Source organism: Pseudomonas sp. 01L34 (genome assembly GCF_056400265.1).
Genome location: NZ_JBFTSX010000002.1, coordinates 49,452 through 72,571, shown reverse-complemented (window position 1 = coordinate 72,571; position 23,120 = coordinate 49,452). Strand labels below are relative to the sequence as shown.

At 59.5% G+C, this 23,120-nt stretch carries 22 protein-coding genes; 6 read left to right on the top strand and 16 right to left on the bottom strand.

Features of this window, described 5'->3' with window-relative positions:
- Window positions 1-36: 36 nt before the first annotated feature.
- From AC1DQM_RS04730 to AC1DQM_RS04720, 3 genes are read right to left on the bottom strand one after another with little or no spacing between them, the layout of a single operon-like run.
- Complete coding sequence (locus AC1DQM_RS04730; protein WP_018927912.1) at window positions 37-702, bottom strand: helix-turn-helix transcriptional regulator; 666 nt, start codon at window positions 700-702, stop codon at window positions 37-39.
- A 52-nt stretch (window positions 703-754) separates the two neighbouring features.
- Window positions 755-1,120 (bottom strand): cupin domain-containing protein, encoded by a 366-nt coding sequence (locus AC1DQM_RS04725; protein ID WP_018927913.1) that lies wholly within the window; start codon window positions 1,118-1,120, stop codon window positions 755-757.
- A gap of 53 nt (window positions 1,121-1,173) precedes the next feature.
- Entirely contained in the window at window positions 1,174-2,472 is a 1,299-nt protein-coding gene (locus AC1DQM_RS04720) for an NAD(P)/FAD-dependent oxidoreductase (protein WP_018927914.1), read from the bottom strand.
- A gap of 232 nt (window positions 2,473-2,704) precedes the next feature.
- Here AC1DQM_RS04720 and hpaR (AC1DQM_RS04715) point away from each other — a divergent pair, with 232 nt between their 5' ends.
- Complete coding sequence (gene hpaR, locus AC1DQM_RS04715; RefSeq protein WP_064621252.1) at window positions 2,705-3,127, top strand: homoprotocatechuate degradation operon regulator HpaR; 423 nt, start codon at window positions 2,705-2,707, stop codon at window positions 3,125-3,127.
- A 63-nt stretch (window positions 3,128-3,190) separates the two neighbouring features.
- On the opposite strand, the gene AC1DQM_RS04710 is transcribed toward hpaR (AC1DQM_RS04715), so the two are convergent.
- The 9 genes from AC1DQM_RS04710 to AC1DQM_RS04670 form a co-directional block, all read right to left on the bottom strand.
- Window positions 3,191-4,645 (bottom strand): NAD-dependent succinate-semialdehyde dehydrogenase, encoded by a 1,455-nt coding sequence (locus AC1DQM_RS04710; RefSeq protein ID WP_138867379.1) that lies wholly within the window; start codon window positions 4,643-4,645, stop codon window positions 3,191-3,193.
- A 16-nt stretch (window positions 4,646-4,661) separates the two neighbouring features.
- Complete coding sequence (gene hpaI, locus AC1DQM_RS04705) at window positions 4,662-5,462, bottom strand: 4-hydroxy-2-oxoheptanedioate aldolase (RefSeq protein ID WP_018927917.1); 801 nt, start codon at window positions 5,460-5,462, stop codon at window positions 4,662-4,664.
- A gap of 18 nt (window positions 5,463-5,480) precedes the next feature.
- Entirely contained in the window at window positions 5,481-6,284 is an 804-nt protein-coding gene (gene hpaH / locus AC1DQM_RS04700; protein WP_028940813.1) for a 2-oxo-hept-4-ene-1,7-dioate hydratase, read from the bottom strand.
- A gap of 12 nt (window positions 6,285-6,296) precedes the next feature.
- Window positions 6,297-7,601: an MFS transporter gene (locus tag AC1DQM_RS04695; protein ID WP_018927919.1), complete on the bottom strand. Its 1,305-nt coding sequence runs from the start codon at window positions 7,599-7,601 to the stop codon at window positions 6,297-6,299.
- A 49-nt stretch (window positions 7,602-7,650) separates the two neighbouring features.
- Window positions 7,651-8,043 (bottom strand): tautomerase family protein, encoded by a 393-nt coding sequence (locus tag AC1DQM_RS04690; protein ID WP_018927920.1) that lies wholly within the window; start codon window positions 8,041-8,043, stop codon window positions 7,651-7,653.
- Between the two features lie 201 nt (window positions 8,044-8,244).
- Entirely contained in the window at window positions 8,245-9,102 is an 858-nt protein-coding gene (hpaD, locus tag AC1DQM_RS04685; RefSeq protein ID WP_138867380.1) for a 3,4-dihydroxyphenylacetate 2,3-dioxygenase, read from the bottom strand.
- A gap of 108 nt (window positions 9,103-9,210) precedes the next feature.
- Window positions 9,211-10,671 (bottom strand): 5-carboxymethyl-2-hydroxymuconate semialdehyde dehydrogenase, encoded by a 1,461-nt coding sequence (hpaE, locus tag AC1DQM_RS04680; protein WP_064617391.1) that lies wholly within the window; start codon window positions 10,669-10,671, stop codon window positions 9,211-9,213.
- Between the two features lie 5 nt (window positions 10,672-10,676).
- Window positions 10,677-11,447, bottom strand: a complete 771-nt coding sequence (locus tag AC1DQM_RS04675) for a fumarylacetoacetate hydrolase family protein (RefSeq protein ID WP_018927923.1) — start codon at window positions 11,445-11,447, stop codon at window positions 10,677-10,679.
- An 11-nt stretch (window positions 11,448-11,458) separates the two neighbouring features.
- Window positions 11,459-12,115 carry a fumarylacetoacetate hydrolase family protein gene (locus AC1DQM_RS04670; RefSeq protein WP_028940811.1) on the bottom strand — a complete coding sequence of 219 codons (657 nt, stop codon included), beginning with the start codon at window positions 12,113-12,115 and terminating at the stop codon, window positions 11,459-11,461.
- Window positions 12,116-12,304: 189 nt separating this feature from the next.
- On the opposite strand from AC1DQM_RS04670, the gene hpaA reads away from it, so the two are divergent.
- The gene (hpaA, locus tag AC1DQM_RS04665; RefSeq protein ID WP_138867381.1) at window positions 12,305-13,207 is read left to right on the top strand and encodes a 4-hydroxyphenylacetate catabolism regulatory protein HpaA; all 903 of its coding nucleotides are present in this window, start codon (window positions 12,305-12,307) and stop codon (window positions 13,205-13,207) included.
- Between the two features lie 115 nt (window positions 13,208-13,322).
- Here the strand turns inward: hpaA and AC1DQM_RS04660 are convergent, their stop codons facing one another.
- Window positions 13,323-14,579 (bottom strand): OprD family porin, encoded by a 1,257-nt coding sequence (locus AC1DQM_RS04660; RefSeq protein ID WP_018927926.1) that lies wholly within the window; start codon window positions 14,577-14,579, stop codon window positions 13,323-13,325.
- Window positions 14,580-14,833: 254 nt separating this feature from the next.
- On the opposite strand from AC1DQM_RS04660, the gene hpaR (AC1DQM_RS04655) reads away from it, so the two are divergent.
- From hpaR (AC1DQM_RS04655) to pcaG, 4 genes are all read left to right on the top strand, one after another.
- A complete protein-coding gene (gene hpaR, locus AC1DQM_RS04655; RefSeq protein ID WP_026286558.1) occupies window positions 14,834-15,256 on the top strand; it encodes a homoprotocatechuate degradation operon regulator HpaR in 423 nt (140 codons plus the stop codon).
- Window positions 15,257-15,401: 145 nt separating this feature from the next.
- Window positions 15,402-16,331 carry a pca operon transcription factor PcaQ gene (pcaQ, locus tag AC1DQM_RS04650; RefSeq protein ID WP_018927929.1) on the top strand — a complete coding sequence of 310 codons (930 nt, stop codon included), beginning with the start codon at window positions 15,402-15,404 and terminating at the stop codon, window positions 16,329-16,331.
- A 103-nt stretch (window positions 16,332-16,434) separates the two neighbouring features.
- Window positions 16,435-17,154 (top strand): protocatechuate 3,4-dioxygenase subunit beta, encoded by a 720-nt coding sequence (pcaH, locus tag AC1DQM_RS04645; protein WP_138867382.1) that lies wholly within the window; start codon window positions 16,435-16,437, stop codon window positions 17,152-17,154.
- Window positions 17,155-17,165: 11 nt separating this feature from the next.
- On the top strand, window positions 17,166-17,771 hold the full coding sequence (pcaG, locus tag AC1DQM_RS04640) for a protocatechuate 3,4-dioxygenase subunit alpha (protein ID WP_018927931.1): 606 nt from the start codon (window positions 17,166-17,168) through the stop codon (window positions 17,769-17,771).
- A 104-nt stretch (window positions 17,772-17,875) separates the two neighbouring features.
- Here the strand turns inward: pcaG and AC1DQM_RS04635 are convergent, their stop codons facing one another.
- The 3 genes from AC1DQM_RS04635 to AC1DQM_RS04625 all read right to left on the bottom strand — a co-directional run bounded on the left by AC1DQM_RS04635 (window position 17,876) and on the right by AC1DQM_RS04625 (window position 23,107).
- Window positions 17,876-20,299 carry a glucose/quinate/shikimate family membrane-bound PQQ-dependent dehydrogenase gene (locus AC1DQM_RS04635; protein WP_138867383.1) on the bottom strand — a complete coding sequence of 808 codons (2,424 nt, stop codon included), beginning with the start codon at window positions 20,297-20,299 and terminating at the stop codon, window positions 17,876-17,878.
- A 244-nt stretch (window positions 20,300-20,543) separates the two neighbouring features.
- Window positions 20,544-21,698, bottom strand: coding sequence for an alginate O-acetyltransferase AlgX-related protein (locus AC1DQM_RS04630; RefSeq protein WP_168206164.1), 1,155 nt, complete (start codon window positions 21,696-21,698; stop codon window positions 20,544-20,546).
- Window positions 21,698-23,107 carry an MBOAT family O-acyltransferase gene (locus AC1DQM_RS04625; protein ID WP_028940804.1) on the bottom strand — a complete coding sequence of 470 codons (1,410 nt, stop codon included), beginning with the start codon at window positions 23,105-23,107 and terminating at the stop codon, window positions 21,698-21,700. The genes AC1DQM_RS04630 and AC1DQM_RS04625 overlap by 1 nt, the downstream gene beginning before the upstream one ends.
- Window positions 23,108-23,120: the final 13 nt, after the last annotated feature.

The window sequence follows — 23,120 nt, the reverse complement described above, 5'->3', positions numbered from 1 at the left end:
CGCCTATCAACCGGATGGTTGAGCCGGGCTAAAAAATCAGAGCTGGAGAAACAGGGTTCCGACCAGCTCGGTGCGGCTGCTGACGCCGGTCTTGCGAAACAGGTTGATCAGGTGGGTCTTGATGGTCGGCAGACCGACTTTCAGTTCCAGGGCCAGTTGCTTGTTGCTGGCGCCCTGGCGCAGTAACAACGCGATCTGCCGCTCCTTGGGCGTCAGGCCGGTCAGCGGATCTTCGCAGGGCTGTATGTTCGCGACGGCGAGTTGCAGCAGGGACTGCAAGGCATTGAGCTGGGCCAGTTGGTCGGTGGTGAAGGCGCCTTGTTCGGCGGTGCGTAACATCGAGATCGCGGCCTGAGGCTGGCCGGCGCGATGGGCGAGGATTTCCACCACATCGACAATGCCATAGCGCTGCAGAAAGTCCCGATAGCGCCGACTGTCCCGTGTCGGCTGTCGGGCCATGGCAAAACCCAGAGGCACCACGGCTCGCCCGCTGGACAGGCAATTTCGCGGTTGCAAAGGGTCGAACCGACGGTAGTTGTCCAGATAGTCGCGATGCATCTCATCGCTCATGCAATGCAGCCGGAAGTCACGGGCTTGCAGTTGCCGGTCGACACAGTAGAACGCCGCCTGACTGGCAGGTACGAGTTGAGTGAAAGCTTGCAGGCAATGGCCGGCGATTTCCTGGGTGGGGAGGGCATTCATGTTCGGTACCTCGCCAAGGGGCTACCGGCTGTTCGCCGGCAACCCGAATCGGTCAAGCGACAGCGAAGTAGTGTTTGACGAAACTTTCGCTGACCACTTCCCACAGCACGGGAGTGCCTTTGGTCACGAACCAGCTGTCGCCGGCCTTGTAGCGAGCACTCTGGCCGGTGGATTCGTTGGTCAGGACCACTTCGCCGGTAACCACCGTAGCTTGTTCGGCGAACGGATAGACCATGCGGAACTTGCCCTGGGTGGTGCCGAAATAGGCACTGCTGACCGGGTCGGTCGGTGCGCCGAAAGTCATTTTGCCGAAGGCTTTGACTTCGCCTTCGAGGATTTCCGAGCCGAGGTCGGCAACGGAGCCCCAGGCGTCCAGTTCGGACAGCTGGATGTCTTTCTTGAGGGTGGTAAGGGTCATGGCAGTTGCTCCTGATGAGTAAAAAAACAGAAAAGGGAAGAGCGCCTTGGCAGTTACCGACGCCCGTTCCAATAACCTGACAGCTGGTGCCAGGACTTGCCGGCGGTCAGCAACAGTGGGCGAAACGCATCTTTGCCAAGGATGGTAGGGCGGTGGATCGAGCTGACCAGGTCATAGCGCGCCGAGCCTTCACTCATGCCTTCGGCCAGCACCTTGCAGATGATGTGGCTGGGGGTGACGCCGAAGCCCGAATAGCCCTGAACGAAGAAGGCGTTGCTGCGACCGGGCAGGGTGCCGATCTGCGGGAACAGATTCGGGCTGCAGGCCATCGGACCGCCCCAGGCCAGATCGATTTTCACGTCCTTGAGGTACGGGAAAATCTTCAGCATCAGGTTGCGGTTCCAGGCTTTCAGGTCCAGGGGAATGTGCTCGACCAGCGGTGTGGCCGCACCGAACAACAGACGGTTTTCGTTGGTGACGCGGTAGTAGTCGATCACCGGACGAATGTCGCTGTAGGCGCCGCGAATCGGGCTGATGCGGTTGATCAACTCGTCCGACAGTGGCTCGGTCATCATCTGGAAAGCGTAAGTGTTTATGGTCGAGCGGTGCAGCTCAGGTTCCAGCTTGTTGAGGAAACTGTCGCAGGCCCACAGAAGCTTGCTGGCCTTTACTGAACCACGGCCGGTGCGCACGGTGATGCGCTCGCCATAGCTGACTTCCAGCGCTGGACTGTTCTCGAAAATCCGCACGCCGTGCCCAACCAGTGCCTTGGCTTCACCGAGTAGCAGGTTCAACGAATGGACGTGACCGCCGCCCATGTGCAGCAATGCGCTGCTGTAGGCATCGGAGCCGATGATTTGCTTGACGTCCGAACCACCGAGAAAGCGAATCTCGTGTTTGCTGTTGATCGATTTGAAGTCTTTTTCCCAGGCGCGCAGGGTCTTTTCCTGGCGAGCGTTGAAGCCCATGTAGCCGTAGCCGTGGCAGAAGTCGGCATCGATGTTGTACTTGGCGATGCGGTCCTTGATGATGTCCGCGCCCAGGTCGCTGATCTCGAAGACCTGGCGCAGACCGTCCTCACCCACGTCCTTCTTGATCTTCTCCAGGTCGTGACCGATGCCGGCCATGATCTGCCCTCCATTGCGCCCGGTGCCACCGAAACCCAGGTAACGCGCCTCCAGCACAACGATGTTGGTGATGCCTTTTTCGGCGAGCTCAAGCGCGGTATTGATGCCGGAGAAACCACCGCCAATGACCACAACGTCGGCTTCCACATCCTGTTCCAGGGTCGGGAAGCTGAGATTGTATTTTTTGGTGGCCGTGTAATAGGTGGGCGTTTCGATATTGATCATGGCGCAGCCTGAAAAAGTGAAGAAAAACTCAACGCAGGGCCTTTGATTAGCTCTGTACCGGATGACTCCTATTAAGAGCCTTGGCTCGGTGGATGTCTTGATTCTCTATGCCGGGATTTTTGATTCAGCGCGCCAGAAGGCCTTTGCGATAAGAAGTTATGGCGCGTTCGGGAGGACAGGATGATAGAGTTTCGTTAAATTATTAACTAAATCAACCGTGATCCTGACTCCGATGCTCAAACCCCGGCAATCCCTGACCTTGACCCTGCTGCAAGCACGTGAAGCAGCCATGAGTTTTTTTCGTCCCTCGCTCAACCAGCACGGGTTGACTGAACAACAGTGGCGGGTTATCCGCATTCTCAGTCAGCACGGGGAGCTGGAAATCTACCGGCTGGCGGAACTGGCGTGCATCCTCAAACCGAGCATGACCGGTGTGCTGGTGCGCATGGAGGCGGCCGGCATGGTCCATCGGCGCAAGGCCGAGCAGGACCAGCGACGGGTGCTGGTGACCCTGGCCGAAAAGGGCGAGGCGTGCTTTGAGTCCATGAGCCAGTGCATGGAAGAGAACTACCAACGGTTGCAGGCACAGTTGGGAGAGGAGAAGTTGCAGACGTTGCTCGGGCTGCTCAACGAGTTGAAGACCATCAAGCGCTGACAATATCGGAGCGATTTCGCGAGCGAGCTTGCTCGCGAAATCGAATGACGCGTTGTACAGAGATTATTTGATGCTCAGGCACATGTACTTCTGCTCGATGTAATCATCGATCCCATACTTGGAACCTTCGCGGCCCAACCCTGACTGCTTTATCCCGCCGAACGGCGCCACTTCGGTGGAGATCAGTCCTTCGTTGACTCCGACCATGCCGTACTCCAGCGCCTCGCTGACGCGCCAGGCCCGGCCCAGGTCGCGGGTGTAGACATAGGACGCCAGACCGAACTCGGTATCGTTGGCCATGGCGATTGCCTCGGCTTCGGTGTCGAAACGGAACAGCGGTGCCAGCGGGCCGAAGGTCTCATCCCGGGCCACCAGCATGGCCGGGGTGACGTCGCCGAGGACCGTGGGCTCGAAGAAGTTGCCACCCAGTGCGTGGGGTTTGCCGCCGGCCAGCAGCGTCGCGCCCTGGGCCAGTGCGTCGTTGATGTGTTCCTCGACCTTGGCCACCGCCTTGGCGTTGATCAGCGGCCCTTGTTGCGCGCCTTCGGTTTCGGCCCGGGCGACCTTGAGGGTGTTGACCGCCAGCACCAGGCGGCGGGCGAACTCGTCATAGACACTGTTTTGTACCAGCAAGCGGTTGGTACAGACACAGGTCTGGCCGCTGTTGCGGAATTTCGAGCCGATCGCACCTTCCACGGCGGCATCCAGGTCGGCGTCTTCGAAGATGATAAACGGCGCGTTACCGCCCAGTTCCAGGCTGACTTTCTTGATGGTTTGCGCACACTGGGCCATCAGCAATTTGCCGATGCCGGTGGAGCCGGTGAACGAGAGTTTTTGCACTGCCGGGTTACCCGTCAGCTCTGCACCGATTTCCCGGGAGCGGGTGCCGGTGACGACGTTCAGCACACCCGCCGGAATGCCGGCGCGTTCGCCGAGTTCAGCCAGGGCCAAAGCCGACAATGGGGTTTCTGAAGCCGGTTTAAGCACCACGGTGCAACCGGCGGCCAGCGCTGGACCAACCTTGCGGGTGATCATTGCATTGGGAAAATTCCACGGTGTGATGGCCGCCACCACCCCGATGGCTTGCTTGATCACCACCAGCCGCCGACCTTGCTTGTCATGAGGAATCACATCGCCGTAGACCCGCTTGGCCTCTTCGGCGAACCACTCGATAAAGCTCGCGCCATAGGCAACTTCGCCACGACTCTCGGCCAGCGGTTTGCCTTGTTCCCAACTGAGCAGGCGGGCCAGGTCTTCCTGATGGGCCATGATCAGCTCGAACCATGTGCGCAATACCTTGCTGCGATCCTTGGCGGTTTTGCCGCGCCAGGCGGGCAGGGCGGCCTGGGCCGCGGCGATGGCGCGGGCGGTTTCGGCTTGGCCGAGGGAGCTGATTTGGGCGATGACTTCGCCATCCGCCGGGTTGGTCACCGCGAAGCGTGAACCGTCATCGGCGTCGACCCATTGGCCATTGATGTAAGCCTGCTCGCGCAGCAGTTTCAAATCGTTAAGTTTCATCGGGCTTCTCGAAAAATCAGTACACGCCGCCGGAGCTGGTGGGCACCGGAGCATCTTTGAATTTGCCGGCGAGGGTTTGCAGGCCACGCATCAGCACGGTGGTGTCGACACCCACGGCAACGAATGCCGCGCCCAACTCGATATAGCGCCGGGCGAGTGTCTCGTCGGCGCTGAGAATGCCTGCGGCCTTGCCGGCCTTCTGAATCCGCACGATGGCGTCCTCGATGGCCGCCTGCACCTCGGGATGCCCCGGATTGCCGCGATGGCCCATGGACGCGCTCAAATCCGCCGGGCCGATAAACACCCCGTCCACGCCCTCGACCGCCGCAATGGCATCCAGGTTGACCAGGCCTTCGCGGTTCTCGATCTGTACCAGCAGGCACATTTGTTCATCCGCTTTGTCGAGGTAACCGGGAATGCTGTTCCAGCGTGACGCACGGGCCAGCGCACTGCCGACACCGCGTATGCCCTGGGGCGGATAGTGAATCGCACGCACCAGTTCCCGTGCCTGTTCGGCACTTTCAACCATCGGCACCAGCAGGGTCTGGGCGCCGATATCCAACACCTGCTTGATCAGCGCGATATCGCCGATCACCGGGCGTATCACCGGATGACTGGGGTAGGGCGCCACTGCCTGAAGCTGGCCGAGCAACCCGCGAAGATCATTGGGTGCATGTTCGCCGTCGATCAGCAGCCAATCGAAACCGGCATTGGCTGCCAGCTCGGCACAGTAGGCGTCGGCCAGACCGAGCCAGAGGCCTATCTGAGCTTCGCCGCTTTTGAGGCGTTGTTTGAAACGGTTGATGGGCATGTCCATGGAACAGTCCTCCAGGGATCAAACAAAGCGGCAGGAGATGGAACCCAGCATGTCGTAATCGACATGGAAGGTATCACCGGGGTCGGCCGCCACCGGGCGGGTGAAGGAGCCGCCGAGAATGATTTGGCCCGCTTCCAGGGTGACGTCGTAGGCGGCCAGTTTGTTCGCCAGCCAGGCCACGCCTTTGGCCGGATGATTGAGCACGGCGGCCGACACCCCGGACTCCTCGATCACGCCGTTGCGGTAGAGCACCGCAGGCACCTTGCGCAGGTCGATCTCGGTCGGCCGCACGGCACGACCGCCCATGACCACGCCAGCGTTGGCGGCGTTGTCGGAAATGGTGTCGAACACCTTGCGTGTCGCCTTGGTCTGCGGGTCGATTTGCTGAATTCGCGCATCGATGATTTCCAGCGCCGGGATCACCCATTCAGTGGCGTCGAGCACGTCGAAGATCGTGCAGTTCGGACCTTTGAGCGGCTTGCCAAGGATGAACGCCAGCTCCACTTCCACCCGCGGCACGATGAAGCGCTCGAACGGAATGTCCGTGCCCTCGTCGAAGAACATGTCATCGAGCAAGGCACCAAAGTCCGGCTCGGTGATGTTCGAGGACACTTGCATGGCCCGCGAGGTCAGACCGATCTTGTGCCCGACCAGTTTGCGCCCGTCCTTGATTTTCTGGGCGACCCAGGCGCGCTGGATGGCATACGCGTCTTCGATGGTGATAGCCGGGTGATCGAGGGAAAATTGCCGGACCTGCTCCCTGGAGCGTTCAGCCCGATCCAGTTGTGCGGCGGCGTGAAGGATTTGCTGTTGATCGAGCATGACGAAGATCTCTTATTGTGGATTGACGATGGCCGCATTGGTGCGCAGCACCAGGAAGCCGCCGAGAGCGATTAACAGCGCCAGGACATACAGGGCCAGGCTGGCGCTCTGAGTGGTGTCGCGCATCCAGCCGATCAGGTAAGGCGCGAGGAACGAGGCGATGCTGCCGAACGAGCTGATCAGGGCAATGCCGGCGGCTTGTGTGCAGTTGGAGAGAAAGGCCGGAGGCAGTTGCCAGAACATCGGCAACGCGGCGCTGGCACCCATGCCTGCGACGGTCAAGCCGCCCATCACCAACAGCGGGTTGCCCGGCGCCAGGCCCGCCACTGCGATACCGGCGGCGGCCATCAGTAGCGGCACACACAGGTGCCAGCGGCGTTCGCGGTTACGGTCCGACGAGCGTCCGCAGCCGATCATGAAGAAACACCCGGCCAGATAGGGCACTGCACTGAGCAGGCCTACCTTGCCGTCGCTGCCAATTCCCGCGCCGTGGATCAGTGTTGGCATCCAGAAGGCCAGGGTGTTGACCGCCAGCATCACCGCAAAATAGATCGCCACCAGCAGCCAGACCTGCGGGTCGCGCACAATCCCACCGAAGGAGGTGATGGATTTACGCTGTTCTTCGCTGCTCAGTTGCGCGCGCAGTTGCTGTTTCTGCGCCGGGTTCAGCCACTTCACGACTTCGAAGTTATCCGGCAAACACTTGAGCACCACCAGGCCCAGCAAGACCACCGGCGCCCCTTCGATCAGGAACATCCACTGCCAGCCGCGCAGTCCACCGAAGTCATGGAGGTTTTCCAGAATCGCCCCGGACAGCGGTCCGCCGATGACTCCGGCCATCGGCACGGCAATGGCAAACAGCGCGGTGACTTGAGCCCGGCGCCGGGCCGGGTACCAGCGATTGAGGAACACCAGGATCCCGGGAAAGAAGCCGGCTTCGGCTACGCCCAGCAAAAAGCGCAGGACATAGAAACCGCTGGAGCTTTCGACCCACAACATGCTGGCAGAAAGTACGCCCCAGACCACCATCAGGCTGGCGATCCAACGCCGTGGTCCGACCCGGTCAAGGGCCATGTTGCTCGGTACCCCGAACAGCGCGTAGGCAATGAAGAACAGTCCGGCTCCGAAGCCGTAGACGGTGTCGCTGAAGTGCAGGTCGGTACTCATCTGCATCTTGGCGAAGCCGATGTTGATCCGGTCCAGATGGGCGAACAGGTAACAGATCAACAGCAATGGCATCAGGCGCCAGGTAACGGTGCTGTGGGTTCGATCGTGCTCGGCAAGGGTGATGCTGTCAGCGGTATTGGCTGTGCTCATGATGTTGTACTTTTTGTTTGAGTGGCCGTTGGCGGAAGGAGGGCGTGAATCAGCCCGCCTGGTTCTTCAAGAAGGCATGCACGTTGTTCTGCTTGAAATTCAGTTCGGGGTGCAGCTCGATCATCTCGAACGACAGCGCCAGCAAGCGTTGCGACTGCAGCTCGGCGAAGTGCTCGGTGATTACGTTGAACAGTGTTTGTGCGACTGTCTGCCGGGTCGGCAGATCTCGTCCGTGACCGACCTTGAGGGTCATATGGACGAAGGCGTAATCGTGCTTGCCATCCGCCATGCGCCAGGTGTCCAGGCGCACTCCACGACTGCGGATGCCGCCCAGGGGGAACACGCCGCTGTCGCCGAGGGAGGCGTGGACTTTTTCGAACAGGCTGGGCAAGTCGGCTTGTTGTTCGATGTTGTCGGTGTATTCAGCAATGAAATGAGGCATGTGAGTCTCCCGTAACGTTGATGTTTCGCATCGCGTAGCAGCTGTCGAGCGGAGCGAGGCAGCGTCCGGCTGCGAAGCAGTCGTAACCTCATACACCTCTGTGTTTCAGGTAAATCGAGAGCACCGGTTTTACGAGGACTACGTCCTCGGACGCCGCCTCGCTCCGCTCGACAGCTGCTACGCCAGTTCCTGTCTGGTACCTCAGAGAGGGAAAATGGCGTTGATCTGGCCAGTGCCTGAACTGCCGAAGGGCTCGGTCAGTACTTCCACCGGTTTGTTGTACTCGGGCCCGCCCAGCAGTCCAAGGAGCATCGCGGTGTCGTGCATCTTGCCTTCGCCGAAGCAATGCTCGGCGTAGTCCGGGAGCATTGCGCAGAACTCCTTGAAGCGACCTTGCTTCCACATCTCGACCACGTGCAGGTCCATCTGCTTGTCGAATTCACGGGTCCAGTTGTGAATGTTGGCTTCGGCTTCGCGGTCGTCGGAGAAACGGTGGGACAGCGAGCCGGAGGCCAGTACCAGCACCTTGCGGTCGCTCTTCTCGATGGCCCGGCGCACGGCGGCGCCGAAGGCGAAGCTGTCTTCCAGGCGATGCCAGGCGCACCAGGCGGCGATGGAGATCACGTCAAACTTCTGCTCGTCCGGGACGCCCATGTGCATGTAGCGCATAGGTACCAGAGTGCCGTATTCCAACTCCAGGCTCGGGATGTTATGGGCCATGGTGCGCACTCCGGCCTGATTGGCCTCGGTGGCGATCAGCTCGCCCAACGCTGGGCAACCCGGGTACTCGTACTCCATGTTCTTGATGAAGTGCGGCAGTTCGTTGCTGGTGTAGATGCCCTTGAAATGCTCGCCGCAGTTGACGTGATAGCCGCTGTTGACCAACCAGTGCACGTCGAACACCACGGCGGTGTCGGCACCGAGCTCGCGGGCGCGACGGCCGATTTCCTTGTGTCCGGCAATTGCCGCCTCGCGACAACCGTGATGCTTGCCGGGCAGTTCCGACAGGTACATCGAGGGTACATGGCAGATTTTCGCGGCCAGGACGACTTCGCCCATGATGATTCTCCTGAAATTGTTGTTATTCGATTCAATCTGGTGGCCAGTGAAGGCTGCGATGAGCCGATGCGCGGCCCATCGCTGCCTTCAGCAGCGACCATCGGCTGTTCAGAGACCCCAACGCGGGATGTGATGACTGCCCATGGAAATGCAGATGTTCTTGATTTCGGCGAACACCTCAAAGCTGTACTGGCCGCCTTCGCGTCCGGTACCGGAACCTTTCACACCACCGAACGGCTGACGCAAGTCCCGCACGTTCTGACTGTTGATGAACACCATGCCGGCTTCGATGCCGTAGGCCAGGCGATGGGCCTTGCCGATGTCCTGGGTCCAGATGTAAGACGCCAGGCCATACTCGGTATCGTTGGCCAGTTGCAGGGCCTCGGCTTCGTCCTTGAACGGAATCAGGCACACCACCGGACCGAAGATCTCTTCCTGGGCGATACGCATCTTGTTGTTCACGTCGGCGAACACCGTCGGCTGAATGAACTGGCCTTTACTCAGGTGCGCCGGCAAGTTGGCCGGACGTTCCAGACCACCGGCGAGGAGGGTGGCGCCTTCCTCGATGCCGATCTTGATGTAGCCAGTGACCTTGTCGTAGTGGGCCTGAGTGATCATCGAGCCGACCTGAGTCTTCGGGTCCTGTGGATCGCCGACGATCAAGCGTTTGGCGCGGGCAGCAAACTCGGCGACGAACTGAGGGTAAACGCTTTCCTGAATGAAGATCCGGCTACCAGCGGTGCAGCGTTCGCCGTTCAGCGAGAAGATGGTGAACAGTGCGGCGTCGAGGGCGCGCTCCAGGTCCGCATCTTCAAAGATCAGCACCGGTGACTTGCCGCCGAGTTCCATGGAGTATTTTTTGAGGCCGGCGGTCTGCATGATTTTCTTGCCGGTGGCGGTACCTCCGGTGAACGAAATTGCGCGCACATCCGGGTGCCGAACCAGTGCGTCACCGGCGGTGGCGCCGTAACCCTGGATGACGTTGAGCACGCCATTGGGAATGCCAGCCTCAACAGCCAGACGACCGAGTTCGTTGGCTGTCAGCGGGGACAGCTCGGACATCTTCAGCACCGCAGTATTGCCCAGTGCCAGGCACGGCGCGGTTTTCCAGGTGGCAGTCATGAACGGCACGTTCCACGGTGACACCAGACCGCAAACACCCACCGGCTGATACAGGGTGTAGTTGAGCATCTGGTCGTCGACGGGGTAAGAGTGACCGTCCATGCGGGTGCAGACTTCGGCGAAGAAATCGAAGTTGTGCGAAGCGCGGGGGATCAACACATTTTTGGTCTGATGGATCGGAAGGCCCGTGTCCAGCGTTTCCAGTTCGGCCAGACGCGGGACATTCTGCTCGATCAGCTCACCGAGCTTGCGCATCAGTCGGGCACGTTCCTTGGCTGGCGTATTAGCCCACTTGGGGAAGGCTTCCTTGGCCGCGGCTACGGCCTGAGCGACTTCTTCGGCGCCGCCGCTGGCGATTTCACCGATGGCTTCGCCGGTGGCCGGGTTGTAGTTGACGAAAACGTCTTTGCTTTCGACCTCACGGCCGTTGATCCAGTGTTTGATCATGCTGCTCAAGCCTCTTTACGGGCGGAGAAAAATTCCGCTTCGCTAACAATTCGATTAACCAGGCGACCCACGCCTTCCACTTCCACAATCACTTCATCGCCGGGAACCACATCGGCCAGACCTTCCGGCGTGCCCGTAGCGATCATGTCGCCGGGCTGCAAGGTCATGAAGCTGGACAGGTATTCGATCAGGTAAGGGATGTCGAAAATCATGTCGGAGGTCGAGCCTTCCTGACGTAACTCACCGTTGATCCAGGTGCGCAGTTTCAGGTTGCTCGGGTCCGGCACGTCGGCGACGTCGACGATCCACGGACCGACCGGCGTCGTGGCATCGCGGTTCTTCACCCGCAGGTTGGGCCGGTAGTAATTTTCCAGGTAGTCACGGATCGCGTAGTCGTTGCACACCGTGTAGCCGGCCAGGTACTGGAGGGCGTCTTCACGCTTGACGTTACGCGCGGGCTTGCCGATGACGGCGACCAGTTCGCACTCGTAGTGCATATAGGCGACGTTGTCCGGGCGCCATGTAGCCTGGTTATGGCCGGTGTAGGTGCCCGGGGACTTGATGAACGCCAGGGGCTCGGTGGGCGGCTTGAAGGCCAACTCGGCGGCGTGGTCGGCGTAGTTCAGGCCCAGGGCGAACATGCTGCCGGTGGCCGGTGGCAGCCATTGCACTTGTTCTTCGGCCAGCAGGCGGCCGTCGGCCAGGCGCACGGCGTTGTGCTCTTCGACATGGACGAGGTGGACTTCACCTTCAAAGCGGATACGGGCGTGTTTCATGGAAGCTCCTGTTACTCGGCCACGATGTGGTTGACGAGGCGGCCCAGGCCGCTGATTTCGACTTCGACGGTGTCACCGGGCTGGACATCGACACGGCCTTCAGGGGTGCCGGTGATCAGCACATCGCCTTCGTGGAGGGTCATGAATTCGCTGATTTCGGCGATCAACTGGGGAATGCTGCGGACAAAGTTGGCCGTGGAGTTTTCCTGGCGCAGTTCACCGTTGACGAACAGTTTCAGACTCAACTGATGCGGATCGGCGAGCTGGTCACGGCCCACCAATTCCGGGCCCAGCGAGCAGAAGCCGTCACGACACTTGGCTTTCACCGCCGGGCGGTAGTAGCTGTCTTCCGGCAGGCTGAACTCGTTGACGATGGTGTAGCCGGCCACATGTTCCAGCGCATTCTCGATGCTGACCCGGCTGGCGCTTTTACCGATCACCACACCCAGTGCAGGCCCCGGTTGCAGGCGTTCACCTTGCGGATGAATCACCGCGCGGTCATGGCCATTGCGGGTGTTGGGCGTCTTGATGAACAGCACCGGTTTAACCGGCGGTTTCTGGTAAGGCGCTTGCCCGAATTCGGCGATACGTTGGTTCAGCAACCCTTGATAGTTCAGCGCAACGCCGAACAGGGTGCCGTTCGCAACATCATGCAGGGCACGGCTCATGCTTTTCTCCTGGCAGTGGCGGAGCAGTGACTGCTTCGCGAAATATTCGTTAACCTGTTAACGTTATAATTAATATGTTAACAATCGTCAAGCGTGGCAAAATGCGCTGGCAGTGGTTAGCCGCCGCAAACCGGCGCAGGATGAAAGTCCTTGCACTGCCAACACGCAAACAAGAAAGAGAACCGAGCGATGATCGATCGTCAGACGATCCCCAATATCAACATCGGTCAGGTCTACGACCAGCGTTACAGCGATGCCGAAGTGCACTACGACAAACTCGGCAATCTGGCTGAGTTCTTCGGCCGCAATATGCCCGTGCACCGACACGACCGGTTCTTCCAGGTGCATTACGTGAAGAGCGGTGCGGTGCGGGTCTATCTGGATGACCAGCAATACCTCGAGTCGGGACCGATGTTTTTCCTCACGCCACCGACGGTGGCCCATTCCTTCGTCACCGAAGCGGACGCCGACGGGCATGTGTTGACGGTGCGCCAGCAACTGGTCTGGCAGTTGATCGATGCCGATCCGAGTCTGGCGCCGGGCTCGCAGTTGCCAGCGGCTTGCGTGGCATTGGCGGGGCTGGCACCACAGTTCCAGCCCGAGGCCAGGAGACTGGAGTTTCTGTTCGAGGAACTGTGCAACGAGATCAACGGCGACAAGCCAGGGCGGGGGGCGGCCTTGGAGAGCCTGACGCGATTGATCGTGATCAGCCTGCTCAGGCTGTGCGCCAATTCCCTGGAAGCCCGCCCGGCACGCCATGAAGACTTGCGGATCTTCCACCGCTTCAACGAATTGATCGAAGACCATTACCTGCAGCACTGGCCGCTGTCGCGCTATGCCGATGGCATTGGTGTTACCGAGGCACGGCTCAATGATGTCTGCCGGCGCATTGCCGACCTGCCGTCCAAACGTTTGATCCTTGAACGGCTGATGCAGGAGGCCAAGCGTCTGTTGTTGTTCACTGGCAGTTCGGCCAATGAAATCTGCTACCAGCTGGGCTTCAAGGACCCGGCCTATTTCAGTCGGTTTTTCCAGCGTTATGCGCTGGTGACCCCTGGGGAGTACCGCCTGCGGCAGTCGGGTTTGCGCTGAGGTAGCCATGTTTGCTTCTCGATAGGCGCCGAGTGTCTGTCGAGCAATCATGGTCGCAGCCGGTGCCCTGAAAAATGGCTTTTACAGGGAACCGATTGCACTTTTCATGGGCGGCTCACCACAAGGCCAGGCTGTAGCCGATGATGATCCGGTTTTCGTCTATATCGCTGGTCAGGCCGTTGCTTGAGCGAAGAGTGGCGTTGCGTAGCCGCACATTGACGTTCTTCAGCGGACCACTCTGCACCGTGTAAACCAGGTCGGTGTCACGCTCCCATTCCCGACCGTTACGCACGGTGGAGGTTTGCACATGAGAGCCGTCGACATAGCGAGTCATGAAGGTCAGCCCAGGCAGGCCCAGGGCCGCGAAGTTGTAGTCGTAACGCGCCTGCCAGGCGTCGGTCTCGGCCTTGGTGAAGACGTTGATGGTCACCAGGTTTACTGAATATGGGTCCAGGCCCGGAAAGGCGAAGTCGCCGTCTCCGGAGAGATTCTGGTACCCCAGGCCGAATTTATGGGCACCCATCGACAGGCTTACCATGCCGTTGAAAAAACGGTTGTCGATCTTGCCGCCATCGACCCTGGATGGACTGCGCAATTCATGGTTGCCTTGTTCGCGAGTATCGAAATAGCGCAAATCGCTGCGCAGATTCACACCTTCTGCCAAGGGCAATTCATGCACCAGACCGATGAAGTGCTGGCTGTAGATGTCCTGCATCCGGGCGTAATAATAGGTCGCTGCCAGGTGTGGATTGATCGCGTAGGTGCCACCGGCCAGATCGAGATGGCTGCTTTGCACACCGGCGTAACTCATCTCGTCATTGCTGGAGGAGTCTCGTAGGTTCTGCTTTTCCAGGCGGCCCAGATTCAGGGTCAGGCCGTCGACTTCCTGGGAGGTGACCAGCTCACCGCTGTAGGTTGAGGGCAGCAGTCGGGTGTCGTTATAGGCGGCCACGGGCAGTTGCGGCTGTAGGGTGCCGAGTTTGAGCACGGTCTTCGATGTTCGCAGCTTGGCGGTCAGGCCCAATTCGCTGTAGCTGTCCTCTGGTTGCTGGCTGGCGCCAAAGGGCAGCAAGCCGGTGCCTCGACGATCGCGACTGGAGTCAAGTTTCACCCCGAGTTCGCCCAAGGCATCGACCCCGAAACCGACCATGCCGTCGGTGTAGCCCGACTCCAGGCGTAATACAAAACCCTGGGCCCACTCTTCGGCCTTGTTCTGTGGTGCGTTGCTCTGACGAAAGTCTCGGTTCATGTAGAAATTGCGCAGGTCCAAACTGGCTTTACTGTCCTGGACAAAATCAGCGTGAGCGCTAAACGGGCTAAACGCGGCGCACAGGGCAACGCTTGCCGCCGTGCGAAGGAGGCACGAATGCATGAGGGGGGTCCTTTTGTTGTTTTTGTAGGTATCACCCCCTATTCGGTAAGGGGTGTCATATAGTTAACATCTTATCTATTATTTGCGTAGCGTTTTTTTCAGTTTTTTCAGAAGAAATAGGGGTGGTGGCGATTATTTTTTATCTGAGATCATTGATTTGTTTATAAGTTAATGATGTGCTGCAGAGGGGATGTTGCATGCACTCTGTGCCGACTCTAAGCTTTGACGCTTCGACCTCTTTTTCCGCGTGAACCATGCCGACCCCCAGACCGTCCCTTACGCTCACCTTGTTGCAGGCCCGCGAAGCAGCCATGGCATTTTTCCGGCCGTTGCTCAACGAACATGATCTGACTGAACAGCAATGGCGGGTGATCCGTATCTTGCGTCAGCACGGCGAACTGGAAAGCCATCAACTGGCCAATCTGGCATGCATCCTCAAACCGAGCATGACCGGCGTGCTGTCCCGGCTGGAGCGCGACGGTATCGTCCGGCGCAGGAAGTCGTCCGAAGATCAGCGCCGGGTATTCATCGCCCTGACCGAGCAGGGGCAGCAGTGTTTCGTCGACATGAGTGCGGGGATGGAAAGCAACTACTTGAAGATTCAGGAGCAGTTCGGCGCGGAGTCGCTTGAGCAGTTGCTGGAACTGCTCAATAAATTGAAGAACATCAAGCCCTGATTGACGCAATGTCCTGTATTTGACATCCCCTCCGAGCAAGTCAAAAAAGTCCATTGCCACCATCCGATCACCAGGAAATTGAGCGCACGCTAAGATTGCCTGCAAACGTTTCGATACCAATGAGGCAACCTCACGGGGCTCCGTAGTGAACATCGACACCCGCATCAAATTCCGTCACCTCGTGTGCTTTCTCGAAATGGCTCGTCAGGGCAGTCTGGCGCGGGCGGCGGATGTGTTGGCGGTGAGTCAGCCAGCGATGTCGAAGACGCTCAAGGAGCTGGAGGAACTGCTGGCGGCAAGTCTGTTTATACGCAGTAAAAGTGGTGTGAACCTGACCGAAGCCGGGGTTGCCTTTTTGCGTTATGCCGGGCCCTCGGTGCAGGCGCTGCGTGATGGGGTGAATACCTTGCGCGGTGGCGAATATGCGGCAGGCACGGTTCGACTCGGCGTGTTGTCGACAGTGGAAAGTTTGCTGGTGCCTGAGGTTGTACGGCGCTTGCACGAGCGCCATTCGGCGCTGGTGGTGAGTGTGGTGACCGGGCCAAGCGCCTATTTGTTGTCGCAGTTGCGAGTGGGCGATGTGGACCTGGTGGTCGGCCGTATGACCGATAGCCCGGAGATTCAGGGGCTGACCTTCGAGCATCTGTACAGTGAGTCCATGACACTGGTGGTGCGTCCCGATCATCCCTTGCTGGCCGAGCCACTGGAGCGTAGCGCCCTGGAAGATTTCCCGCTGGTGCTGCCGCTGGCAGGGACGACGATTCGCAAATATGCCGATAGCCTGTTCGTGCAATGCGGCATCAGCCAGTCGCGGCAGCGCCTGGAAACCTTGTCCGTGACCCTGAGCCGTCGTTATGTGTTGTCCAGCGAGGCGATCTGGATCGCGCCTCTGGATGCCGTGCGCCTGGATCTGGCAAGCGGCGAACTGCTTGAGATCAACCTGGGGCAGCGCGAACCGGGTGGTTCGGTGGGGATTTCCAGTAACGCCAGCTTGCCGTTGTCACTGGCGGCCCAGTGGTGCGTCGAGGTGCTGCGCGAGGTAGGGCAGGCGTATCGCGAAGGGTCTTATCCATAACCATTTGGTTATGTGTTGAGGGTGGCTTTTCAATATTCCCCAGCCTTCTGTTGTTTGAAACTGCGCAGGTAGTGCTCCATAAATCAAACAACAGGAGATCGACATGTCTGATGCAGACAGCAGTCGTTTCGTTATTCGTGACCGTAATTGGCACCCCAAAGCCCTGACCCCTGATTACAAAACCTCTGTCGCCCGTTCTCCACGCCAAGCCTTGGTGAGCATCCCCCAGTCGGCCAGCGAAACCAGCGGCCCGGATTTCTCTCTCCTGAAGATGGGGCGGTTCGATAACGACCTGCTACTCAACTTCAATAATGGTGGGCTGCCGGTGGGCGAGAGGATCATCGTTTCCGGCCGGGTCTGTGATCAATATGGCAAGCCCATCCCGCATACCCTGGTGGAGATGTGGCAGGCCAACGCCGGTGGTCGCTACCGGCACAAGAATGATCGCTACCTGGCACCACTGGACCCAAATTTCGGTGGTGTCGGCCGGGCTCTGACCGACCGTGACGGCTACTACAGCTTCCGCACCGTGAAACCCGGTCCGTATCCTTGGCGCAACGGTCCGAATGACTGGCGCCCGGCGCACATCCATTTTTCCATCAGCGGACCATCGATCGCCACGCGCCTGATCACCCAGCTGTATTTCGAAGGCGATCCACTGATCCCGATGTGCCCGATCGTCAAGTCGATCGCCAATCCAGAGGCGGTACAGAGCCTGATCGCCCGGCTCGACATGGGTAATGCCAATCCGATGGATTGCCTGGCCTATCGCTTCGACATCGTGCTGCGCGGCCAGCGCAAGACCCACTTCGAAAACTGCTGAGGAGTCCGTCCATGCCTATCGAACTGCTACCCGAAACCCCTTCGCAAACGGCCGGCCCCTATGTGCATATCGGTCTGGCCCTAGAGGCTGCCGGCAACCCGACACGGCCGGAAGAAATCTGGAATCAGATGGCCAAGCCGGGTGCCGAGGGCGAACAGATTCTGCTGATCGGTCATGTCTATGACGGCAACGGTCACCTGGTACGAGACTCGTTTCTGGAGTTTTGGCAGGCCAATCATGAAGGGGTTTACGACCCGGTCTTTGACTCGGAAAAAACCTTCAACAGCTTCGGCCGAACCGCCACCACCTTCGATGCGGGGGAGTGGACACTCAATACCATCAAGCCGGGCGTGGTGAACAATGCCGCCGGGGTGCCGATGGCGCCGCACATCAATGTGTCGCTGTTTGCCCGCGGGATCAATATTCACCTGCAAACCCGGCTGTACTTTGCCGATGAGCCACAAGCCAACGCGACGTGCCCGGTGCTTAATCTGATCGAGCAACCGCAGCGTCGAGAAACGCTGATAGCGCAGCGTTGCGAGGTGGATGGCAAGGCGGCTTATCGTTTCGACATACGTATTCAGGGGGAGGGTGAAACGGTGTTCTTCGATTTTTAAAACCCGCTTCGCGCCGAGCCAGCGAGTTCAACGGGCCAAGCGTGCAGACAACAAAAAGCCGCTGCCACCCTCACAGGGCGGCAGCGGCTTTTTGTTGTTACAGGTTACTTGCTATCAGGCAGCGCGTAAGCGATCACATAATCGCCGCGATCGGGCGACTGACGCGCACCACCCGCGGTGATGACAACGTACTGCTTGCCTGTTTTCGGCGACACATACGTCATCGGGCCACCCTGGCTGCCCACGGGTAGCCGGGCTTTCCAGGCCTCTTGTCCGTTGGCGGAGTTGAAGGCGCGCAGGTAGTAGTCCTGTGTACCGGCGATGAACACCAGGCCGCCCTGGGTGGAGAGCGTACCACCCAGCGTCGGCATGCCGATCGGCAACGGCAGATGCATCTTGATACCCAATGGGCCAGTGTCCTGGACGGTGCCGACCGGCACTTGCCACGCGACTTTCTGGGTTTTCATGTCGATCGCGGTCAGTGTGCCAAAAGGCGGTGCCTGGCAAGGGATGCCGGCAACCGACAGGAAGCGGTTCTTGTTCACTGCATACGGGGTGCCTTTGAGCGGTACTGCGCCCATGCCGGTGTTCAGTGCTTCACCACCGGAAGAGGTCTTGGCATCTTTCTGCGCCGCAATCATCTGGATCCACAGGCCCAGACGCATGTCGTTGACGAAGATAAAACCGTGTACCGGGTCAGTCGAGATACCACCCCAGTTCATCCCTCCCAGCGAGCCCGGGAAGCTCAGCGAGATATCGGTGCCTGGTGCGGTGTACAGCCCGTCGTAACGCATTTTCTTGAACGAGATACGGCAGAGCAGTTGATCGAACGGCGTTGCCCCCCACATGTCCGACTCGGTCAGCGTTTGCGCGCCGATCGCTGGCATGCCCACCGATTTCGGCTGAGTCAGCGAGTAAGGCTCGTTCGGGATGTTCGAGGTTTTGACCGGAACCTCTTCAACCTTGGTCAGCGGCTTGCCGGTGGCGCGATCAAGCACGAAGATCTGGCCGGCTTTGGTGCCGATCACTACGGCGGGCACCTTGCTGCCGTCGGCTTTGGTGAAGTCGATCAGGCTTGGCTGCATGGGCAGGTCGAAATCCCACAGGTCGTTGTGGACGGTTTGGTAGACCCACTTTTCTTCGCCGGTTGTTGCGTTCAGTGCAAGAACGGAAGCGCCGTACTTGTGGTTCAGTGCCGTACGTTCCACACCGTAGATGTCGGTGGACGAACTGCCCATCGGCAAGAACACGGTGTTCATTGCCGGGTCGTAGGACATCGGTGCCCAGCTGTTGGGCGTGCTGCGCACGTAGGTGCTGCCGGCCGCCGGAGCCTGCTTGTCTTCGGGGTTGCCCGGGTCGAATGCCCAGCGCATCTCGCCGGTGACGACGTCGAAACCACGGATCACGCCACCTGGCATGTCGGTTTGGACGTTGTCGGCGACACGGCCGCCGACAACCACGGTGGTCCCGGCCATCAGCGGTGCCGATGACAGCTGGTAATAGGAATCAGGGACGTCGCCAAGACCTGCTTTCAGATCAACCTGGCCGTTGTTACCGAAGCCCTGGCAGAACTCCCCTGTATCGGCGTCCACTGCAATCAGGCGCGCATCGATGGTGTTGGTCAGCAGACGGCGCTGGCAGTTGGCGCCGGCCGGTATCGACACGGGTTTGACAGGTGTGCTGCCGTCAGCAGGCTGGGCGAGCGCAGCGGTAGCGTCGAAGTAGGCGATACCGCGGCAACGCTGCCAAACACGGGTCTTGGCGTTGATCTCGTTCTTCCACAGCTGTTTACCGGTATCGGCATCCAGTGCGATGAGGTTGTTGTGCGGGGTGCAGATGAACACCTTGTCGCCAACCTGCAACGGTGTCATCTGATCTTCGGCGCCATTGCCGTCGCTGATCGCGATGTCCCCGGTATTGTAGGTCCATGCCGGCACCAGCTTCGAGACGTTGCTACGGTTGATCTGGTCCAGAGCGGCGAAGCGGCCGCCGCCTTCGTCGTTACCGTAGTGTTCCCAGTTTTTCTGGGCCTTGGCAGGGTCGACCGTGGTCAGGCCAGGGCCGTCACCGGTCGGCGAAACAGGGGCATGGGGTACGAACATACCGGCACCACCTGCAACGATGGCGACTGCCAGCACACCGCTCAGAGCGTAGCCACTGCGACCGCTGGCCAGGCTATTGGCCTTGCGCAGATGGGGGTAGACCAATGCCACCAACAGGCTCAGCACGCCCAGGGCGAACAAGCGAGAGATCAGTGGCCAGAAGTTCAGTCCGACATCCGCCAGCGCCCAAATCACGGTCAGCACCATCACCGCCGCGAACAGCCAGGCACCCTGCAGACGCTGCTTGAAGAGCAGTACCGCAGAGACGATCAAACCGAAACCGGCGAGCAGGAAGTACCAGCTGCCACCCAGCGTGGCGAGGTAGCCACCACCGGTTGCGAAGAATAATCCAAATACCAGCACACCGAAGGCGACGACCCAGATGGGCCAGCGGCTGACGGATGCCGAAGGTCGAGACTTAGTCATGTTGCATGATCCTACTGACGCATGAACGTTTGTGGGGAGGGTTAAGAGCAGTGAAGGCAAGTCTGAAAATAGTTGTTAACTATTTGGTTAATTGCGCAAAGATATCAAAAAAAGCGAGCCCTGCGACAAATTGTCATTTGCCGGAAAGGAGAAACACTGTTGCGAATACGGTAACAATCGAGAGAAATGCCCCTGAACACACGGGGCGAGCTGGCGAAGATTGCCTTCAGCCAGGTGTGATTGCCTACCGCAAAGAGCGATAGGCAATGGGGTCGACGTACGCCGATTGCAGGTCCCGCTCCGGGATTTCCCAGATGATTTGCTTTGGCGGCGTTTCTTTGGAAGCCGGGTTGTTGAGGTAGCTGTTTGCAGCGCCAGAGAACGCTCCACCGTCTTTGGCGAAGTTACCCACGGGGGCGCCCAGTGCCTGCTGCAGAAACCCTGCGAAGTTGGAGTTGCGTGAGAATGAAGTGCCGATGAGCGCGGTGTTGGGGAGGTCGGCATCGCCAAAAAGGTCTGCCTCAGTGTCAGGGTTGGCGGCCGACGTAACGGGAAGTTCGTGGGTGCTGGTTTGGGCGACCATGTCGGGTGCGGGTTGCCATTTGAGCGGCAGCCAGTCGATTCCCGCCAGATGGACCAGATCGCCAGGTCGAACCGCGAGCGGGGCATGACGTTCATTGAACGACCTGCTTGGCGTGGCGCTGATGCCCAGGGTCTTCAGGCGCTGTGTGATGGCATCGGCCGCCGTTTTCGCGCCGGATTCGCTCCAGTGCGTATCGGTGCGCAACCAGGCACTGGCCCCCAGTGGCGTCAGCGCAGCGGTGAGGTCCAGATTCGACACGCCGCCCGCATCCAGCTTTGAGGTCCAGGCCTGGATGCGTCCTTCGAGAGCAGCTGGGCGGTGCAGTGTGCAACGCTGCTCGGAAGCGATGCGGCTCTTGTCTGGAACGATGACCACCAGCAGGCTGATACCACGCTGGGAGAGCTGCTGCTTCAGGTCAATCACGGCCTGGGCTTTGGCATCGGCATTGCGCTGCGCTTGATGATTAACCTTGAGCTCATCGGCCAAAAACAACCAGCCAGGACAACCTGAGTGAACCCTCGGCCCGGTGTCACTGAGGAGCAGCCAACTGACTCCGCGCTCCAGCTTGGCGAAGGTCGTGGGGAGGTGAGCGTTCGACAGTTCCTTGGCGAGTCGATGAGTGATATCGCCGTCAAGAATCTGCGAGGTCTGCACTTCACCGGGTAACAGTGAGATCTGCCCTGAAACGATCAGATGGCCAGAGGACAGCAGTCCGACGAACAGGAATATCAGCAGCGCCACGCCTGCCAACCGACTGCTGCGAATCGCCAAATCATCTGGCTGAGTAGGGAGCGGGGGAGGCTTTAGGGTTGTCATCAGAATTGGAAGTACAGGAAGGGTACGGTTTCGCGACTGGCGATCAGTGCGAACGACAGCATGAAACCGGCGATGGGCCAAAGGGCGGTGGTGTGGAGCAATAGGCCGCCCAGTCGTTTCTCACAGTAAGGGTGCAACAACGGTGCAACGACACCGAACACCCCCAGCAAACCCGCAAGGCCGTGTACCGGGCGTAGGGTCGCGGACAGTTCGTCACCGAGGGCAATGCCCTGCAAGCCGAACTGTCCGGCATACAGGCTCAGCGCGCTATGAAAGTCGGGGGCGCGGAACAGTGTCCAGGCCAGGCAGACGAACAGCAGGGTCAGCCCATGGGAAAACACTGGCTGTAACGGGGGCAGGGTAGAGCTGTTCCAGACACGATTCACACACAACGCAATACCATGGGCGCTGCCCCACAGCAGATAATTCCAGCTATCGCCACCGTGCCAGAGGCCGGCGATGGCCATGATCAGGAACAGGTTGCGATAGGTTTTCCAGGTGCCGTTGCGATTACCACCCAGCGAAATATACAGATAGTCACGCAGCCAGCTGGACAGCGACAAATGCCAGCGGCGCCAGAAGTCCTGGATGCTGTTGGCCAGATAGGGACGGTTGAAGTTCTCGGGAAAGTGGAAGCCCAGCATCAATCCAAGACCAATGGCCATGGCGCTGTAGCCGGCGAAGTCGAAGAACAGTTGCAAGGAGTAGGCAAGGCAGCCGATCCAGGCGTCAGAGAAACTTGGGTTCTGCACATTGAACGCCACATCGACCACCGGCGACAGGGTGTCGGCCACCAGGACCTTCATGCTCATCCCGACCATGAACCGGCGTGCGCCCAGCGAGAAATTCTGCCAGTTGAAGTGACGCTGATTCAGCTCACGCCGAACCCAGTCATAGCGAATGATGGGACCGGCGACCGAATGGCCGAACATCGAAATATAGGTGGCGTAATTAATGAAGCTGCGTTCGGCCGGCACGGTGCGGCGGTGTACATCCACCAGATAGGAAATCGCCTGCAAGACGATAAACGATAGCCCGGCCGGCATGATGACTCGCTGCCAGTCCAGCGGCATGGCGCCAGACCAGGCAAGGGCATCGATCAACGTACCGGCGACGATGTTGGCGTACTTGTACCAGCACAGCACCGCCGTGTTGAGCACGATCAATGTCACGAGTAGCCGCACGCGACCCTTGTCTTTTTCCCGCAAGGCGTCAATCAGCAAGCCGCCGGCCCACGCCGTGATCGTCAGCACCACATGCACTGCGAGGAACCGAGGGCTCAACCAGCCATAGAACAGCCAGCTGCCGATCAGTAACGTGACATTGCGCCAGGCGGCTGGGCACACTGCATAGCTGCACAAGAACAGCGGCAGGAACAACGTCAGAAACTCGAGAGAGGCAAAAACCATGGTGGTGGCGCGA